Annotated in this window: 17 protein-coding genes; 9 read left to right on the top strand and 8 right to left on the bottom strand. The window is 66.5% G+C overall.

Annotated elements, in window-relative coordinates; all coding sequences use genetic code 11:
* Positions 1-27: 27 nt before the first annotated feature.
* Entirely contained in the window at positions 28-252 is a 225-nt protein-coding gene (locus N536_RS39595) for a hypothetical protein (RefSeq protein ID WP_036437709.1), read from the bottom strand.
* 72 nt (positions 253-324) lie between these two features.
* On the opposite strand from N536_RS39595, the gene N536_RS0126945 reads away from it, so the two are divergent.
* The 4 genes from N536_RS0126945 to N536_RS0126930 all read left to right on the top strand — a co-directional run bounded on the left by N536_RS0126945 (position 325) and on the right by N536_RS0126930 (position 4,479).
* Positions 325-669 carry a GNAT family N-acetyltransferase gene (locus N536_RS0126945; protein WP_029116454.1) on the top strand — a complete coding sequence of 115 codons (345 nt, stop codon included), beginning with the start codon at positions 325-327 and terminating at the stop codon, positions 667-669.
* A gap of 304 nt (positions 670-973) precedes the next feature.
* Positions 974-2,608: a fatty acyl-AMP ligase gene (locus N536_RS0126940; protein WP_029116453.1), complete on the top strand. Its 1,635-nt coding sequence runs from the start codon at positions 974-976 to the stop codon at positions 2,606-2,608.
* A gap of 130 nt (positions 2,609-2,738) precedes the next feature.
* Entirely contained in the window at positions 2,739-3,548 is an 810-nt protein-coding gene (locus tag N536_RS0126935; protein ID WP_029116452.1) for a GAF and ANTAR domain-containing protein, read from the top strand.
* A gap of 46 nt (positions 3,549-3,594) precedes the next feature.
* Positions 3,595-4,479, top strand: a complete 885-nt coding sequence (locus N536_RS0126930; protein ID WP_029116451.1) for an NYN domain-containing protein — start codon at positions 3,595-3,597, stop codon at positions 4,477-4,479.
* Positions 4,480-4,486: 7 nt separating this feature from the next.
* Here the strand turns inward: N536_RS0126930 and N536_RS0126925 are convergent, their stop codons facing one another.
* Positions 4,487-5,725 (bottom strand): Ig-like domain-containing protein, encoded by a 1,239-nt coding sequence (locus tag N536_RS0126925; protein ID WP_231514644.1) that lies wholly within the window; start codon positions 5,723-5,725, stop codon positions 4,487-4,489.
* A 157-nt stretch (positions 5,726-5,882) separates the two neighbouring features.
* Positions 5,883-6,302, bottom strand: coding sequence for a very short patch repair endonuclease (locus tag N536_RS0126920; protein WP_081809391.1), 420 nt, complete (start codon positions 6,300-6,302; stop codon positions 5,883-5,885).
* A 144-nt stretch (positions 6,303-6,446) separates the two neighbouring features.
* Between N536_RS0126920 and N536_RS0126915 the strand changes: the two genes are divergently transcribed.
* Together N536_RS0126915 and N536_RS0126910 are read left to right on the top strand one after the other, a co-directional pair.
* On the top strand, positions 6,447-7,379 hold the full coding sequence (locus N536_RS0126915; protein WP_029116448.1) for a cyclopropane mycolic acid synthase family methyltransferase: 933 nt from the start codon (positions 6,447-6,449) through the stop codon (positions 7,377-7,379).
* 91 nt (positions 7,380-7,470) lie between these two features.
* Positions 7,471-8,379, top strand: a complete 909-nt coding sequence (locus N536_RS0126910; protein WP_029116447.1) for a cyclopropane mycolic acid synthase family methyltransferase — start codon at positions 7,471-7,473, stop codon at positions 8,377-8,379.
* 161 nt (positions 8,380-8,540) lie between these two features.
* Here the strand turns inward: N536_RS0126910 and N536_RS0126905 are convergent, their stop codons facing one another.
* The 3 genes from N536_RS0126905 to N536_RS0126895 are packed head-to-tail and all read right to left on the bottom strand — an operon-like array spanning position 8,541 to position 10,877.
* The gene (locus N536_RS0126905; protein WP_029116446.1) at positions 8,541-8,975 is read right to left on the bottom strand and encodes a nitroreductase/quinone reductase family protein; all 435 of its coding nucleotides are present in this window, start codon (positions 8,973-8,975) and stop codon (positions 8,541-8,543) included.
* Entirely contained in the window at positions 8,968-9,510 is a 543-nt protein-coding gene (gene mug, locus N536_RS39590) for a G/U mismatch-specific DNA glycosylase (protein WP_036437704.1), read from the bottom strand. Before mug ends, N536_RS0126905 begins: the two co-directional genes overlap by 8 nt.
* Positions 9,511-9,512: 2 nt before the next feature.
* Positions 9,513-10,877, bottom strand: coding sequence for an alpha/beta hydrolase domain-containing protein (locus tag N536_RS0126895; RefSeq protein WP_051574789.1), 1,365 nt, complete (start codon positions 10,875-10,877; stop codon positions 9,513-9,515).
* Positions 10,878-11,033: 156 nt separating this feature from the next.
* Between N536_RS0126895 and N536_RS0126890 the strand changes: the two genes are divergently transcribed.
* Positions 11,034-11,426: a hypothetical protein gene (locus tag N536_RS0126890; RefSeq protein ID WP_029116444.1), complete on the top strand. Its 393-nt coding sequence runs from the start codon at positions 11,034-11,036 to the stop codon at positions 11,424-11,426.
* Positions 11,365-11,784 carry a hypothetical protein gene (locus N536_RS42675; RefSeq protein ID WP_197040238.1) on the top strand — a complete coding sequence of 140 codons (420 nt, stop codon included), beginning with the start codon at positions 11,365-11,367 and terminating at the stop codon, positions 11,782-11,784. The genes N536_RS0126890 and N536_RS42675 overlap by 62 nt, the downstream gene beginning before the upstream one ends.
* Positions 11,785-11,946: 162 nt before the next feature.
* Here N536_RS42675 and N536_RS0126875 read toward each other — a convergent pair whose 3' ends face one another.
* Together N536_RS0126875 and N536_RS0126870 are read right to left on the bottom strand one after the other, a co-directional pair.
* On the bottom strand, positions 11,947-12,636 hold the full coding sequence (locus tag N536_RS0126875; protein WP_029116443.1) for a cation transporter: 690 nt from the start codon (positions 12,634-12,636) through the stop codon (positions 11,947-11,949).
* Complete coding sequence (locus tag N536_RS0126870; protein ID WP_029116442.1) at positions 12,636-12,965, bottom strand: helix-turn-helix transcriptional regulator; 330 nt, start codon at positions 12,963-12,965, stop codon at positions 12,636-12,638. The genes N536_RS0126875 and N536_RS0126870 overlap by 1 nt, the downstream gene beginning before the upstream one ends.
* Positions 12,966-13,055: 90 nt before the next feature.
* Here N536_RS0126870 and N536_RS0126865 point away from each other — a divergent pair, with 90 nt between their 5' ends.
* Entirely contained in the window at positions 13,056-13,691 is a 636-nt protein-coding gene (locus N536_RS0126865; protein ID WP_029116441.1) for a class I SAM-dependent methyltransferase, read from the top strand.
* Positions 13,692-13,794 lie beyond the last annotated feature (103 nt).

Below are 13,794 nucleotides of genomic sequence, written 5' to 3'. Positions count from 1 at the left end.
CCGCCTCTGCGCGACTTTTCTGGCCCGTCACCGACCGATGATCAGGTCCTTGATTTCGGCGAGCTGCTCATCGACCGATCGGAGAGTGCCCCGGGTCTCTTGCCGAAAGTCCGCGAGGCCTGTTTCCACGGCGGCCAAGCCCTTTTCTACGGCGGCCAGACGCGTGCCCACGGCAGCGAGTCCCAGTGCCTGGTCGCGCTGGTTCGCGCCCAAGGCGTTCACCGCGGCCAAGACCGCACGGTAGTCAGCCATCGCTGCATCGTAAGACGACGAGGCCGCGGGTACCCTCGGCTGCGTCGACCACTCGCCGCGGAAGGGAATGCCATGACGCTGACGGACAAGACCGGAGCCCCTGTCACCATCAGCCGGCAACCCCACGAGTTCAACATCGGCGTGGAGGGAAAGACGGTGGGCCTCGCGGCTTTTGCCGAGCGCGACGGGCAGCGCGTCTTCCACCACACCGAGGTCGACGAAGCGTACGGCGGGCGCGGTCTCGCCACCGTGTTGATCGGCGAGGCACTGGCGGCAACGCGCGCCGACGGCCTGCGCATCGTCGCGGTGTGCCCGATGGTCGCCGGGTACGTCAAGAAGCGCCACGATTTCGACGACATCGTAGACCCGCAGACGCCGCAGATTCTGGCGTGGTTGCGGTCCCACGCAAACAGCTGAACGTCTCGATTCGACGCTCAATGGTGCGGCTTTGGCCGCGGACGCGGTACCGTCATACCCGGTTGACGACCCAGCCACCCGGACCCGTCACAGCGGCGACCTAAGAAATCCCCGCTGAGAGCGCCCGCTCTGCATTCCGACGTAGGCCGACCTAATGAACGGTTGTGCACGCGGAATGATGAGGCCCTTGGCTGCGAATCCAACGCTCACTCCCCCTCGTGCATGCGCGCTCGAACTCGAAAGCGCCTGATCACTGCATGATTCCCACACGTGCCGCAATGGCGGCGAAGCCAAGAGGATTGTCGTGAGCAGATTTACCGAAACGATGTTCAGCAACGCCCACTCGAGCCCGAGGGGCATGGTCACCGGGGAACCGGATGCTCCCGTCCGCCACACGTGGGCGCAGGTCCACGAACGCGCCCGGCGCATCGCAGGCGGCCTGGCCGCTGCCGGTGTCCAGCACGGTGACGCCGTCGCGGTACTGGCCGGCGCACCCGTCGAGATCGCCCCCACCGCGCAAGCCATCTGGATGCGCGGCGCCTGCCTGACGATGCTGCATCAGCCCACCCCTCGCACCGACCTGCAGCGCTGGGCCGAGGAAACCACCGCCGTCATCGACATGATCGGCGCCACGGCCATCGTCGTCTCCGATCCGTTCATGCCGGCGATGCCCTTGCTCACCCAGCTCGGACTGAACGCCGTGACCATCGAGCAGCTGCTTGAGGGCGACCCCATCGACCCCGTCGATACCGACGAGGACGACCTGGCGTTGATGCAGCTGACGTCCGGTTCCACCGGTTCGCCCAAAGCCGTCCAGATCACGCATCGCAACGTGGTCTCCAATGCCGAGGCGATGTTCGTCGGCGCGGAGTTCGCGCCCGAATCCGACGTCATCGTCAGCTGGCTGCCCTGCTTCCACGACATGGGCATGACGGGCTTCCTGACCGTGCCGATGTACTTCGGCGCGGAGCTGGTCAAGGTCACCCCGATGGACTTCCTGCGCGACACCCTGCTGTGGGCCAAGCTCATCGACAAGTACAAGGGCACCATGACCGCGGCGCCCAACTTCGCCTACACGCTGTTCGCGAAGCGGCTGCGCCGCCAGGCCACGCCCGGCCAGTTCGACCTGTCTTCGCTGCGCTGGGCGCTGTCGGGCGCCGAGCAGGTCGAGCCCGCCGACGTCGAGGACCTCGTCGATGCCGGAGCGCCGTTCGGCCTGCGTCCGGAAGCCATCCTCCCGGCCTACGGCATGGCTGAGACCACCGTCGCCGTCTCGTTCTCGGAGTCCGGCGGCGGGATGGTCATCGACGAGGTGGACGCCGATCTGCTGGCCGCCCTAGGCCGCGCCGTCCCCGCGTCGAGGGGCAATACCCGCCGGCTGGTGTCGCTGGGCCGGGTGCTCAAGGGACTGGAGATCCGCGTCATCGCCGAGGACGGCAGCGTCCTGCCGCACCGTGCCGTCGGCGTCCTGCAGGTCCGGGGCGAGCCGGTCACCCAGGGCTACACCACTGTCGCCGGTTTCATCGGCGCGCAGGACGAGAACGGCTGGTACGACACCGGCGACCTGGGCTACCTCACCGAGACCGACGACGTCGTGGTGTGCGGACGGGTCAAGGACGTCATCATCATGGCCGGGCGCAACGTCTACCCCACCGACATCGAACGCGCCGCGGCCCGGGTCGACGGTGTCCGGTCGGGCTGCGCGGTCGCGGTGCGGCTGAACGCCGGGCAGTCGCGCGAGACCTTCGCGGTTGCCGTGGAATCCAAGGAGTACGACAACGCCGACGAGGTCCGCCGCATCGAGCGTCAGGTGGCGCACGAGGTGGTCGCCGAGGTCGACGTCCGGCCGCGCAATGTCGTCGTCCTCGAGCCGGGGATGATCCCCAAAACGCCGTCGGGCAAGCTTCGGCGCGCCCATGCGATGCCGCTCGTCCTCTAAGCGCAACCCTGCGATTCGAGCGCGCCGAGGCCCTCCCAGGTTTGGTTGCGAGTAGATTCGGCCATCACAAAGGTGCTCAATGGCGCTGATCGGCGGTCATCGTACCGCCGTACCCCAGGGGAGGAGGGGGATGGCCGAGTACGACGCCCAGCCGGGTCGCACGGTGTCCGCGGGGGCGGATCTGTCACCCGCGCAGGTCGAGGCCAACGAGGTCGATCTGTATCTCGGCCTCAGCCGAGTCGCCAGGATCGTGGCCGGCGGCAGGGCCGTGCCCGACCTGCTCAATGACGTCGCCGAGTTCGCGGTGCAGGCCATTCCCGGTGTCGACGGCGCCGGCGTGACCCTCGTGGACGCCAAGTGCGGCGCACCGCACGCACAAGCCTGGTCGGCCACCCCGCAGTTCGTCTGCGACATCGACGCGCTGCAACACGACGTGCTCAAGGAGGGGCCGTGCGTGACGTGCATGGAGACGCACCGCCCCGCGGTCAGCGGGTCGATCGGGTGTGACCCTCGCTGGCCGCACTTCGGCGGACACGTGGCCCGCATGGGCGTGCACTCGGTGCTGGCGTTGCCGCTGATGATCGCCGACCAGGTGATCGGGGCCATCAACGCGTACGCCTACCAGCGCGACGCGTTCACCGAGCATGCGGTGCAGCTGGGCGCGCAGTTCGCCGGCCCGGCCGCGGTGTCCGTCTACAACGCGCAGCTGCTCGCGTCGGCCCAGGAACGCACCGACCGGCTGCAGCGTGCTCTGAGCACCCGTGCAGTCATCGATCAGGCGGTCGGCATCATCCGCAGCCGCTCCGGCGGCACCGCGGAGGAGGCGTTCGACCGGCTCACCCGCATGAGCCAGGCCGACAACGTCAAGCTCAAGCTCGTCGCGGAGCGGCTCGTGGAGGAAGCGGTGCGACGGGCCCGCATGCGCCAGCGCTCCGTGTGATCCCGGGGATTGTGTCGTGCCCACCCCGATGGGCAAGACTGAGGCCATGACGGAGTCAGACGCCACCCGCGTCGCGGTCTACCTCGACTTCGACAACATCGTGATCTCGCGCTACGACCAGGTGAACGGTCGCAACTCCTTTCAGCGCGACAAGACCAACGGCCTCGATCCAGACCGGCTCGCCAGGGCCACCGTCGACGTCGGTGCGATCATCGACTTCGCGTCGTCGTTCGGGACGTTGGTGCTCACCCGGGCCTACGCGGACTGGTCGGCCGACCTGAACGCCGCTTACCGCGGGCAGTTGGTGGGACGCGCCGTCGACCTGGTGCAGCTGTTCCCGGCGGCGGCCTACGGCAAGAACGGCGCCGACATCCGGCTGGCCGTCGACGCGGTCGAGGACATGTTCCGGCTGCCCGACCTGACGCACGTGGTGATCGTCGCCGGCGACTCCGACTACATCGCGCTCGCGCAGCGCTGCAAGCGGCTCGGCCGGTACGTGGTGGGCATCGGGGTGGCCGGCTCGTCGAGCCGGTCGCTGGCCGCGGCGTGCGACGACTTCGTCATCTACGACGCGCTGCCCGGCGTGCCCGTCTTCGAACCCGAACCCGCACCCGCCGAGGCGGAGGCCGAGGTGGCTCCGCCGAAGAAGCGCAGGCGTGCGGCGCGCCCCGCCGACAACGAGGAACCGGAGCCACCCGACCCGCAGGCCGCCGCGACGGCACTGCTTCAGCGCGCCCTGCAGATCGGCCTCGAGAAGGACGACGCCGACTGGCTGCACAACTCGGCGGTCAAGGCGCAGATGAAGCGGATGGACCCGTCGTTCAGCGAGAAGTCCTTGGGGTTCAAGTCGTTCAGCGACTTCCTGCGTTCCCGAGGCGACGTCGTCGAGCTGGACGAGAGCTCGACGACGCGGCTGGTGCGGTTGAAGTAGAGGGCTCTCAGGCGAGCTTGCTGCCCCGGCGCCACTGATCCCACGGAATGGTCCAGTCACCGTTCTGCGACAGCTCCAGCGGCTTGCCGCCGGTGTTGCGGACCTCGACGATGTCGCCGGGCTGCGAGAAGTCGAAGAACCACTTGGCGTTCTCGCCGTTGAGGTTCAGGCAGCCGTGGCTGGTGTCGGTGTTGCCCTGTGCCCACACCGTCGCATTGAGCTGGTGCAGGTAGATGCCGTCGGTGCTGATCCGGGTGGCCCATGGGATGGTCTCGCGGTAGCCGAGGCGCGAATTGGTGGGCAGCCCGAACGTCGACGAATCCATGATCACCGGGTTGGCCTTGTCCAGCACGGTGTAGACACCCGGCGGCGTCCAGAACGACAGGACGGTGTCGCCGATGGTCTCGGTGCCGCCCATGCCCATCGACGTCGGCATGGTGCGGACCAGCTTGCCGTTCTCGAAGACGCTGACCTGCTTGGTGACGTCGTCGGCGATCGACACGTGAGCGTCGCCGATCTTGAACGAGACGCGCTCGTCGTCGGCGCCGTAGAGCCCGTCGCCGAGCGGCGCGCCGTAGATGTTGGCGGCGACGGTGACCGTCGTGCCCGGCGCGTAGTACTTCTCGGGCCGCCAGTGCGCGGTCTGGTCGTCGACCCAGTACCAGGAGCCGGGCACCGGTGGGTTGGTGGTGACCGACAGGTGCCGTTCGGCGTTGGCCTTGTTGTCGATCGGCTCGTCGAAGCGCGCGACGACGACCATGCCGACGCCATAGGTCGCGCCGTCCTTCAGCAGGACTCCGCCGGTCGTGTCGAGGTAGACGTCGGTCTGATCACTGGGCGACACCGTGGTGAAGCTCGCGGTCTGCCGCGACGGCATGCCGCCGGGGCCGCGGGCAGCCACGGTCATCGTGTAGGTGCGGCCGTAGCCGAGCTGGGTGGTCGGCTTCCACACCGTCGCGTCCGGCGTGAGGATGCCGGGGATCTCCTTGCCGGCGTCGTTGACCATCGTGACGTCGGTGATCGTGCCGCTGGTGGCGGTGACGAGAACCGGGCCGGCGGGGTTCATGTCCTCGGTTCCGGGCGCGGGCATCACGGACAACGCCGCGGGCGCCGACGACGGGACCGCCGGTGCGGACTCGGACAGGTCGCGCGGCGCGGCCACCACCTGACAGTTCTCCGGGCAGCGCTGCGAGCTGCTCACGACGACGCCGCCGAACACGGCAAGAACCGCCAACACACCCGCCAACCAGGCACCACGGACACGGCGAGACGACGTCAACAAAACTCCAGAATTTTTGCGGCGGGAAGCCAGACTTTCGAGCGGGGGCACTCCATCGTAAGGGGCGCGAGCGACACAGGCACGGAGGGTGGGGTGTATGTGAGTGTTTCGTAATCCGCCTGTGTCAGAGGGTTCTTGCCCGCACGACGTCCTCGACGCGTCGCGCCGCCTCGAGCGGATCCTCGTGCTCCCACACCCGCAGGCTGATCCACCCGGCGTCGGCCAGCCGGCTGTCGGTGTCGCGGTCCCTGGTGCGGTTGCCCGCCACCTTGTCGGCCCAGAACTTCGCGTTCGCCGCCGCGACGGTGTGGTGCTCGGGGCAGCCGTGCCAGAAGCAGCCGTCCAGGAACACCGCCACCTTCGCCCGCGGGAAGACGAGATCGGCGGTGCGCCGCAATCCGGCCAGCGGTTTGGCCGCGACGCGGTAGCGCAACCCGCGCGCGTGCACGGCCGAGCGCAGCGCGAGCTCGGGCTTGGTGTCCCTGCTGCGGTTGGAGCGCATGCGGGCCCGCGCCTCCGGCGACGACGCCCACGATTCGGCCACCAATCCAGGCTAAGTGCGGCCCGGGATTCGAGCGTCTCCCCCATCGTCAGGCACGTGCGAAAAATGTAATCTCAAGGAGCCGACTTGGTGGAGAAGACGCCGGACGGCACGACCCCACATTCCTAATCCGAATAAGGCCGATGAATGAGCTCTTCAACCCAGGCACAGACACCCGCTCCCGCGCAGTCCAAGTGGCTTTCCAAATCCGCAGCGCAGACGCGCGGTTCGGACAAGAAGGAAGTCCAATTCCACTACGACATCAGCAACGACTTCTTCAAGCTGTGGCAGGACCCGACGCAGACCTATAGCTGTGCGTATTTCGAGCGCGAAGACATGACGCTCGAGGAAGCGCAAATGGCGAAGGTCGATCTGTCGCTGGGCAAGCTGGGCCTGAAGCCGGGGATGACGTTGCTCGACATCGGTTGCGGCTGGGGTTCCACGATCATGCGTGCCGTCGAGCGCTACGACGTCAACGTCGTCGGCCTGACGCTGTCGCAGAACCAGAAGCAGCACATCGAGGACCACTGGTTCGCGAACTCGAAGAGCAAGCGCCACATGGAGGTGCGGCTGCAACCGTGGGAGGAGTTCGACGAGCCCGTCGACCGGGTGGTGTCGATCGGCGCCTTCGAGCACTTCGGCTTCAACAAGTACGACGACTACTTCAAGAAGACCTTCAACTTGATGCCCGACGACGGCGTGATGTTGCTACACACCATCATCATCCCGAGCGACGAAGAGGTCCGCGAACGCCAACTGCAGCTGAAGATGTCGACGGTGCGGTTCATCAAGTTCATCATGGACGAGATCTATCCCGGCGGCCGTCTGCCGCTGGCCGCGCAGGTCGAAGAGCACGCCGTGAAGGCCGGATTCGCCGTGACACGCAAGCAGAAGTTGCGGCCGCACTACGCCAGAACTTTGGACACCTGGGCAGCAAATTTGGAGTCCCACAAGGACGAAGCCATTGCCATTACGTCCGACGAGGTCTACGAGCGTTTCATGAAGTACCTGACGGGCTGCGCCGACCTTTTCCGCAACGGCTACACCGATGTTTGCCAGTTCACTTGCGAGAAGCCATGACTCGCGAGCTGTAGTAATTTGCGTTATGCAAGTCAACGAATAGGGACATAGCGATTCGCGGTCCGGAAAGTCGCACGGAGGTAGGTCGGGGATGGCTGAGGGAATTGTCAACGACGTAGAAACTTCGGCGGCTACTTCGCCAGCGATGCAGCCGCACTTCGAAGAGGTACAGGCCCACTACGACCTCTCGGACGACTTCTTCGGAACGTTCCAGGATCCGTCGCGGACCTACAGCTGTGCCTATTTCGAGCGCGACGACATGACGCTCGAAGAAGCGCAGATGGCCAAGATCGACCTCGCGCTCGGCAAGCTGGATCTTCAGCCCGGCATGACCCTGCTCGACATCGGCTGCGGCTGGGGTTCGGTGATGAAGCGCGCGGTCGAGCGCTACGACGTCAACGTCATCGGCCTGACGCTCAGCAGGAATCAGTGCGCGTACGGCCAGCAGCTGCTGGACGGGCTCGACACCGAACGCTCCCGCCGGGTGTTGTTGCGTGGGTGGGAGCAGTTCGACGAGCCCGTCGACCGGATCATCAGCCTGGAGGCCATCGAGGCGTTCCCGCAGGAGCGGTATGCGCCGTTCTTCAAGGCGTGCCACAGCCTGCTGCCCAGTGGCGGCCGCATGGTCATCCAGGCGATCCTCGGGCATCCGCTGAAGCAGTGGCCAGAGCTGGGCATCCCGATCACGATGACCGACCTGCGGTTCATGCGGTTCATCGCCAAGGAGATCTTCCCCGGCGGCTCGGTGCCGGGCTTCGACGACATCACGGGGCTGTCGGCTGATGCCGGCTTCACGGTGGAGCAGACGCAACTGCTCGACGAGCACTACGTCCGCACGCTGGATCTGTGGGCGTCGTCGTTGGAGGCACACCACGACGAGGCGGTCGCCGCGACGTCGGAAGAGGTCTACGAGCGGTACATGAAGTACCTGACCGGCTGCAGCGACTTCTTCAAGCGGGGCATCAGCGAGCTGGGGCAGTTCACGCTCGCGAAGGCCTAGGTGGTGGGCGTGAGCGCGTCCGGGGCATGACTGCGAATGCCCGCCTCTGCGCGACTTTTGCTTGCGGCCGGCGCCTTCGACGCGCCGAGCGTGAAGATGTGCGCGAGATCCCAACGGCAGAAATCTCGGGATTATCTTCACACTCGCGGCGACGAATCCCTCTAGCTGCTGGGCGTCAGCTCGAAGACGGGAATGACGCGCTCGGTGCGCTTCTCGTATTCGCCGAATCCCGGTGCCCGCTCGACGATGGCGGCGTAGATGCGGTCGCGCTCCTCGCGCGGAAGTTCGTGGGCCACCACCCGCTTCGGCGGATCGGAGCCCACCTCGATCGACACGTTGGGGTTGGCGCGCAAGTTGAACACCCAGCCGGGACTCGCGTCGCGCCCGGCCGCGGAGCCCACGACGTAGATCTTGTCGTCGATGTCGAAATAGCCGATCAGATTGAGGCGTTCGTCGCCGCTCTTGGCGCCCGTGGAGGTGAGCAACAGCAGCGGGAAGCCCTCGAACTGACCGCCGACCTTCCCGCCGTTGCGGCGGAACTCCTCGATGTTGCGTTCGTTGAACTCGCGTTCGGAGACCTTCGCGTCCTCAGCCATCGTTCCATCGTGGCACGGCTGGGGCGGGTCCGCTGAGAGCCTGGTGGAGTTCGGCATAGGCGACGACGAGCGCGTCGAGTGGGAAGTTCTTGTTGAGGCCACTCGGGTTGGGAAGCACCCAACTCGTCGTCCCCGCGAATGGCACCGGTTGGCGTCCCCACGCGATGTCGGATGGGGCGAGCATCGCTGCGAGTGCGCGCTTTCCCAGGAAGGCGACGACCCGCGGAGCGTAACGGTGGATCTTCGCTTCGAAGGCCGGTCGTGCGCTTCGGAATTCGGCGGCCGATACCTCGCCGGCCCGCTGAGTCGGCCGAGCGACGACCGCGGTGATGCCGCAGCCATGCCCCAGCAGGTCGCGCTCGTCCTCGGGCCGCAGGCGCGTCTCGGTGAACCCCGCCAGATGCAGCACGGTCCAGAACCGGTTGCTTCGATGCGAGAAGTTGTGGCCGTCGGCGGCCGCACTGGATGCCGGATTGATGCCGCAGAAGATGACGTCCAGCCCGGTGGCGAGCAGGTCGGGGTCGAACTCGGCCATCACTAGCCGGGATAGGCCGATTCGGCGAGGTCCAGAATCTCCTGGCGGTCGGCGGCGAGCAGGAAACCCGCGCCGATCGCCGCGTCGAGCGCTTGGGTGAACCGGTCGACGTACTCGGCCCTCCCGCCGGGATAGAGCCGCTCGAGGGTCTCGGCGTCGAACACGTCGGCCGAGCCGAACAGCATCGCCATCAACGGCTCGGTGGCGCCGATGCCCGACGTCCGCGCGGCCGGCACGTCGATCCACGGTGTGCGCACACCGCCGGTCGCGTTTCCGTGCGCGTCGAGGGTGAGCTGGCCGTCGGTCATGTCGATCGGCGGGGCCGTCGGCGCAGGGGTACCCGTGCGCACCCAGTCGTTCAGTTGGGCGAGCGCCGCCTGCAGCACGTAGTGGTGCTGCGGGGCGAAGTTGATGAAGTGCGGGAGCTCCTGGCCCATCAGGGTTTTGGTGGGTTCGTACGCGGCGACGAGGTCGGCCAGCGGCGCCGAGCCGGAGTCGATGAACCCGACCTTGATCGTGTAGTTGTCGGCGTGCGCGGTGCCGGGAATCTCCCACGTGCGCAACGTGTTTGCGTCGGGCCGCCGGGCCCGGTGATAGCCGACCCGCACGCCGTCGACGAGGTCGGTTTCGGTGATGACCGTCATGACGGGGACGCGCAGTTCGTCGGTGAACGGCGTGGCCTCGGGCTCGCCGGCGTCGAGAATCGACGTGCCGTCGAGCGGCGCCGCCTCACCGAAGCGCGAGTGGACCAGGAAGCCGTCGTACGTCTTCGCCAGCGGATCGACGGCGTTGACGTAGGTGCTCAGGAACATCGCGGACTGCGATTCGCCAATCGCCACAACGGCTTCCGGGCGCGATTCACCGAGCACGTCGCCCGGGCGGTCGCGGATCAGCTGTCCGATCTGGGAGAAGATGTCGTAGGCGTAGGCGTCGCCGGGGTGCTCGAGCGTCCCGTAGCGTTGCGCGTCTTGCGTCTTCAACGACATGTCGAAGCCGGTGATGCTGGCGCCGCCACCCTCGACGCCGACGCGTTGCGCCGAGACGGCGACGTAGGCGTAACCGGCGCGGATGATCTCGCGGTGCGCCATGAACCACACCGCGGGCGCGTCGATGCCGCCGCTGACGTTGACCCATTCGACGAGGACCGTGCCGTTGAACCTCGTAGGGTCGCTCGGAGTGAGGACGACGATGCGCGTCGTGTAGTCCGCCGTCGCACCAGCCGGGTCGTAGCTCGTCGCCGTTCCCGAGACGAAGAACTCCTCCATCGCGTAGCCGACGTCTGCCACGGCGTACGCGCCGAGCAGCAGGTTCGGCGTGCCGGGCACGTGCGTGACGGCGGGGGTGGTGACTCGCTGGGTGTTACTCACCGATCCAGTGGAACATGCCACGGGCGAGCGACGACGCGGCGGTCCGCCGCTGGGTTCGGACCTGCGTTCTTGTGTGTGATCCATGGTGAGATTCGCAATGTGAACCTATAGTGGTTCTATATGGTGTTCGAAGGATAGAGAGTTGGGTGTACTGAAATGGCAGTCGCAACCGGACGCCCAGACCTCGCCGCCTACAACGAGGCCGTCGGGATGAGCCCTGCTGAGCTGGTAACCGCGCTCCGAAGCCTGCTTGGCGCGAAGCTGGTGGCCTACATCGGCGGGGTGAAGGAGACGCGAGCCGTCAGGCAGTGGGCGGAGGGATCCCGCAACATCGCAAATCCCAGTGATGTCGAGCGGTTGCGAGTGGCCTACAGAGCTGCGCGGGTCGTCAATCTCAAAGACAACACGCAGATTGTTCAAGCATGGTTTCAGGGACTGAACCCATTTCTCGACGATGTCTCGCCGGCCCGCGTGCTGCGGGATGGCGATGTCGACGCCGATGGACCGCGGGTCATCGCGGCAGCCCGCCAATACGCCGCAGTTGGGTGATTGCCTCCGGACCGAGACGCTTCCGACCCTGCGGGCGCAATCCCTGCCATTGGCAAGCGATCTCGGATTTTCAGACGTCGACGCCGCGGCAATCCGGGAAGGTGAACCGCGCGAACTAACGCAGTCGATGTCAGCGTGGATCTACGAGATAGTGGGCCCCGAGGGCGAGCGGATGAATGGCGTCCAATACCTGTCGCGACATGGCGACGACTTCATTCTGTGGGCGATCTACGAGCGAGGTGCCACCGACTCGCCGCCCGAGGTCACGTCACGCGAATGGCCAACGGCCATATCGCCCGACGATGAAGACCTCCTCGAGGCGATGCGCATACATCGCATTGGTTGGCTTGCAAGCTGACGGCTGGGGATTGGAGCCAGCAGGACGGCCCAGCATCGCGATCGTTCCGCCGAGCGTGCACGAGTATGCGAAGTTCGGGCCCGATCTCGACCACGGGCTCACGTTCGACAAGAAGGGCCTGATCGCTGATCCGGGCCATGATGAGTCTGCCCTTTCGTCCGGTTAGTCGTCGCAGCAGTCGCAGTTGTCTTCGTCCGCAGCGGTTTTCGTGCTGACCGGCGCGGGGCAACAGGCATCGCCCTTCCAGGCGTTGATGCCCTCCCGAACCGCGATCACCGCGATGCCCAACGCGGCGATCGGATCTGCCCACGACCAGCCGAACAGGCTGTTGAGCAGCAAGCCGACCAGCAGGATGGCCGACAGATAGGTACAGAGCAGGGTCTGTTTGGAGTCGGCAACCGCAGAGAGTGAACCCAGTTCGCGCCCGGCGCGACGTTGGGCCCACGACAGCACCGGCATGATCACCAGGCTGGCAGCGGCCAAGCCGATGCCGATGCTGGAGTGTTGCGCTTCGCCGAGGCCGAACAGCGACCGCACCGCGTCGACGCCGACGTAGAGCGCCAGTCCGAAGAACGAGAACGCAATGATGCGCAGCGCGACCTTTTCGCGGACCTCCGGATCCTTACCGGCGAACTGCCAGGCCACCGCCGCCGCCGACGACACCTCGATCACCGAGTCCAGGCCGAAGCCGATCAACGCGGTCGAGGACACTCGGGTGCCTTCGGTGAGGGCGATGACGGCCTCCACCACGTTGTAGGAGATGGTGGCGGCCACGAACCAGCGGATCCGCTGCGAGAGCACCCGCCGACGTCGCGCCGTCGGGGGTTGGCGCAGGCCGAGTTCGAAGGCCATCAGCAGCAGCCCTCCCGTTGCGCGTCAGGGCAGCACGCCGGGTCGACGGCCAGGACGAGACCGATCAGGTCATCAAGCGCATGGCCGATGCGCGGGTCGGCCAGCTCGTAGCGGGCGCGCCGACCCTCTGGCACCGCCACAACCAGGCCACAGCCGCGCAGGCACGCAAGATGATTGGACACGATCTGGCGCGAGACGCCGATCTCCTCGGCGAGCTCCGACGGGTATCGGGGCGCCGTGCGCAGGCTCAACAGAATGAGCGTGCGGGTCTTGTCCGAGAGCGCATACCCGAACCGGGCCAGCGCGTCACTATGGATCAAGGTCTCCATGATCCGCCATAGTACACACGATTCTGTATCCAGAAAATGGTGTATCTATAGGCTAAGTCCAGAGATACGGCCATCAGGAGGTAACACCGCTTGTCTGCCACCAAGGACCGCAGCGCCCGCTGGAATCGCTACTGGGACAAGAAATCCCACTCCTACGACCGAGAAATGGGTTTCTTCGATCGGCACCTGTTTGGCGACTCCCGCCACTGGGTGTGCCGGCAAGCCAGCGGCGAGGTGTTGGAGGTCGCCGTCGGGACAGGCCTGAACCTCGACTTCTACCCCGACGACATCACGCTGACCGGGATCGACCTGAGCGACGGGATGCTCGACATCGCCCGCCACCGCGCCGCAGACCTCGGCCGCACGCCCACCCTGCAGCAGGCCGACGCCCACCAGCTGCCATTCGACGACGCCTCGTTCGACACCGTCGTCTGCACCTTCGGACTCTGCGCCATCCCCGATCACGCCAAAGCCATCGCCGAGATGACCCGGGTACTGCGCCCGGGCGGCCGACTCATTCTGGTCGACCACATCCAAAGCAGCTCAGCTGTTGCCCGGGCAGTGCAGCGGTTCCTCGAGGTGTTCACCGTGCCGCTCGGCGGCGAACATTTCCTTCGCCGCCCACTGAACCAAGTCCGGACCGCCGGCTTGGACGTCGAACGGGTCCAGCGGTTCAAACTCGGTCTGGTCGAACGTCTCGTCGCCCGCAAACCCACCACAGCCTGAGCGGCCTGCGCCCCCGGTCGAGCGTGCGCCCGTGTGCCAAGTTTCGTGCCCGATCTCGACCGCGGGTCCACCTTCGACGAGCAGGGTCATTGCGGCGCGCCGC

Origin of the sequence: Mycobacterium sp. URHB0044 (genome assembly GCF_000620625.1) — a bacterium.
Taxonomy (GTDB): Bacteria; Actinomycetota; Actinomycetes; order Mycobacteriales; family Mycobacteriaceae; genus Mycobacterium.
This window is presented reverse-complemented; position numbering and strand designations above follow the sequence as displayed.

Bases quoted from the DNA above. Each gene is read 5' to 3' on its own strand.
- N536_RS0126930 (WP_029116451.1), top strand. From the start codon at position 3,595: ATGACGGAGTCAGACGCCACCCGCGTCGCGGTCTACCTCGACTTCGAC.
- N536_RS0126915 (WP_029116448.1), top strand. From the start codon at position 6,447: ATGAGCTCTTCAACCCAGGCACAGACACCCGCTCCCGCGCAGTCCAAG.
- N536_RS39595 (WP_036437709.1), bottom strand. From the start codon at position 252: ATGGCTGACTACCGTGCGGTCTTGGCCGCGGTGAACGCCTTGGGCGCG.
- N536_RS0126905 (WP_029116446.1), bottom strand. From the start codon at position 8,975: ATGGCTGAGGACGCGAAGGTCTCCGAACGCGAGTTCAACGAACGCAAC.
- mug (WP_036437704.1), bottom strand. From the start codon at position 9,510: ATGGCCGAGTTCGACCCCGACCTGCTCGCCACCGGGCTGGACGTCATC.
- N536_RS0126870 (WP_029116442.1), bottom strand. From the start codon at position 12,965: ATGGAGACCTTGATCCATAGTGACGCGCTGGCCCGGTTCGGGTATGCG.
- N536_RS0126945 (WP_029116454.1), top strand. From the start codon at position 325: ATGACGCTGACGGACAAGACCGGAGCCCCTGTCACCATCAGCCGGCAA.
- N536_RS0126875 (WP_029116443.1), bottom strand. From the start codon at position 12,636: ATGGCCTTCGAACTCGGCCTGCGCCAACCCCCGACGGCGCGACGTCGG.
- N536_RS0126910 (WP_029116447.1), top strand. From the start codon at position 7,471: ATGGCTGAGGGAATTGTCAACGACGTAGAAACTTCGGCGGCTACTTCG.
- N536_RS0126890 (WP_029116444.1), top strand. From the start codon at position 11,034: ATGGCAGTCGCAACCGGACGCCCAGACCTCGCCGCCTACAACGAGGCC.
- N536_RS42675 (WP_197040238.1), top strand. From the start codon at position 11,365: ATGTCGACGCCGATGGACCGCGGGTCATCGCGGCAGCCCGCCAATACG.
- N536_RS0126935 (WP_029116452.1), top strand. From the start codon at position 2,739: ATGGCCGAGTACGACGCCCAGCCGGGTCGCACGGTGTCCGCGGGGGCG.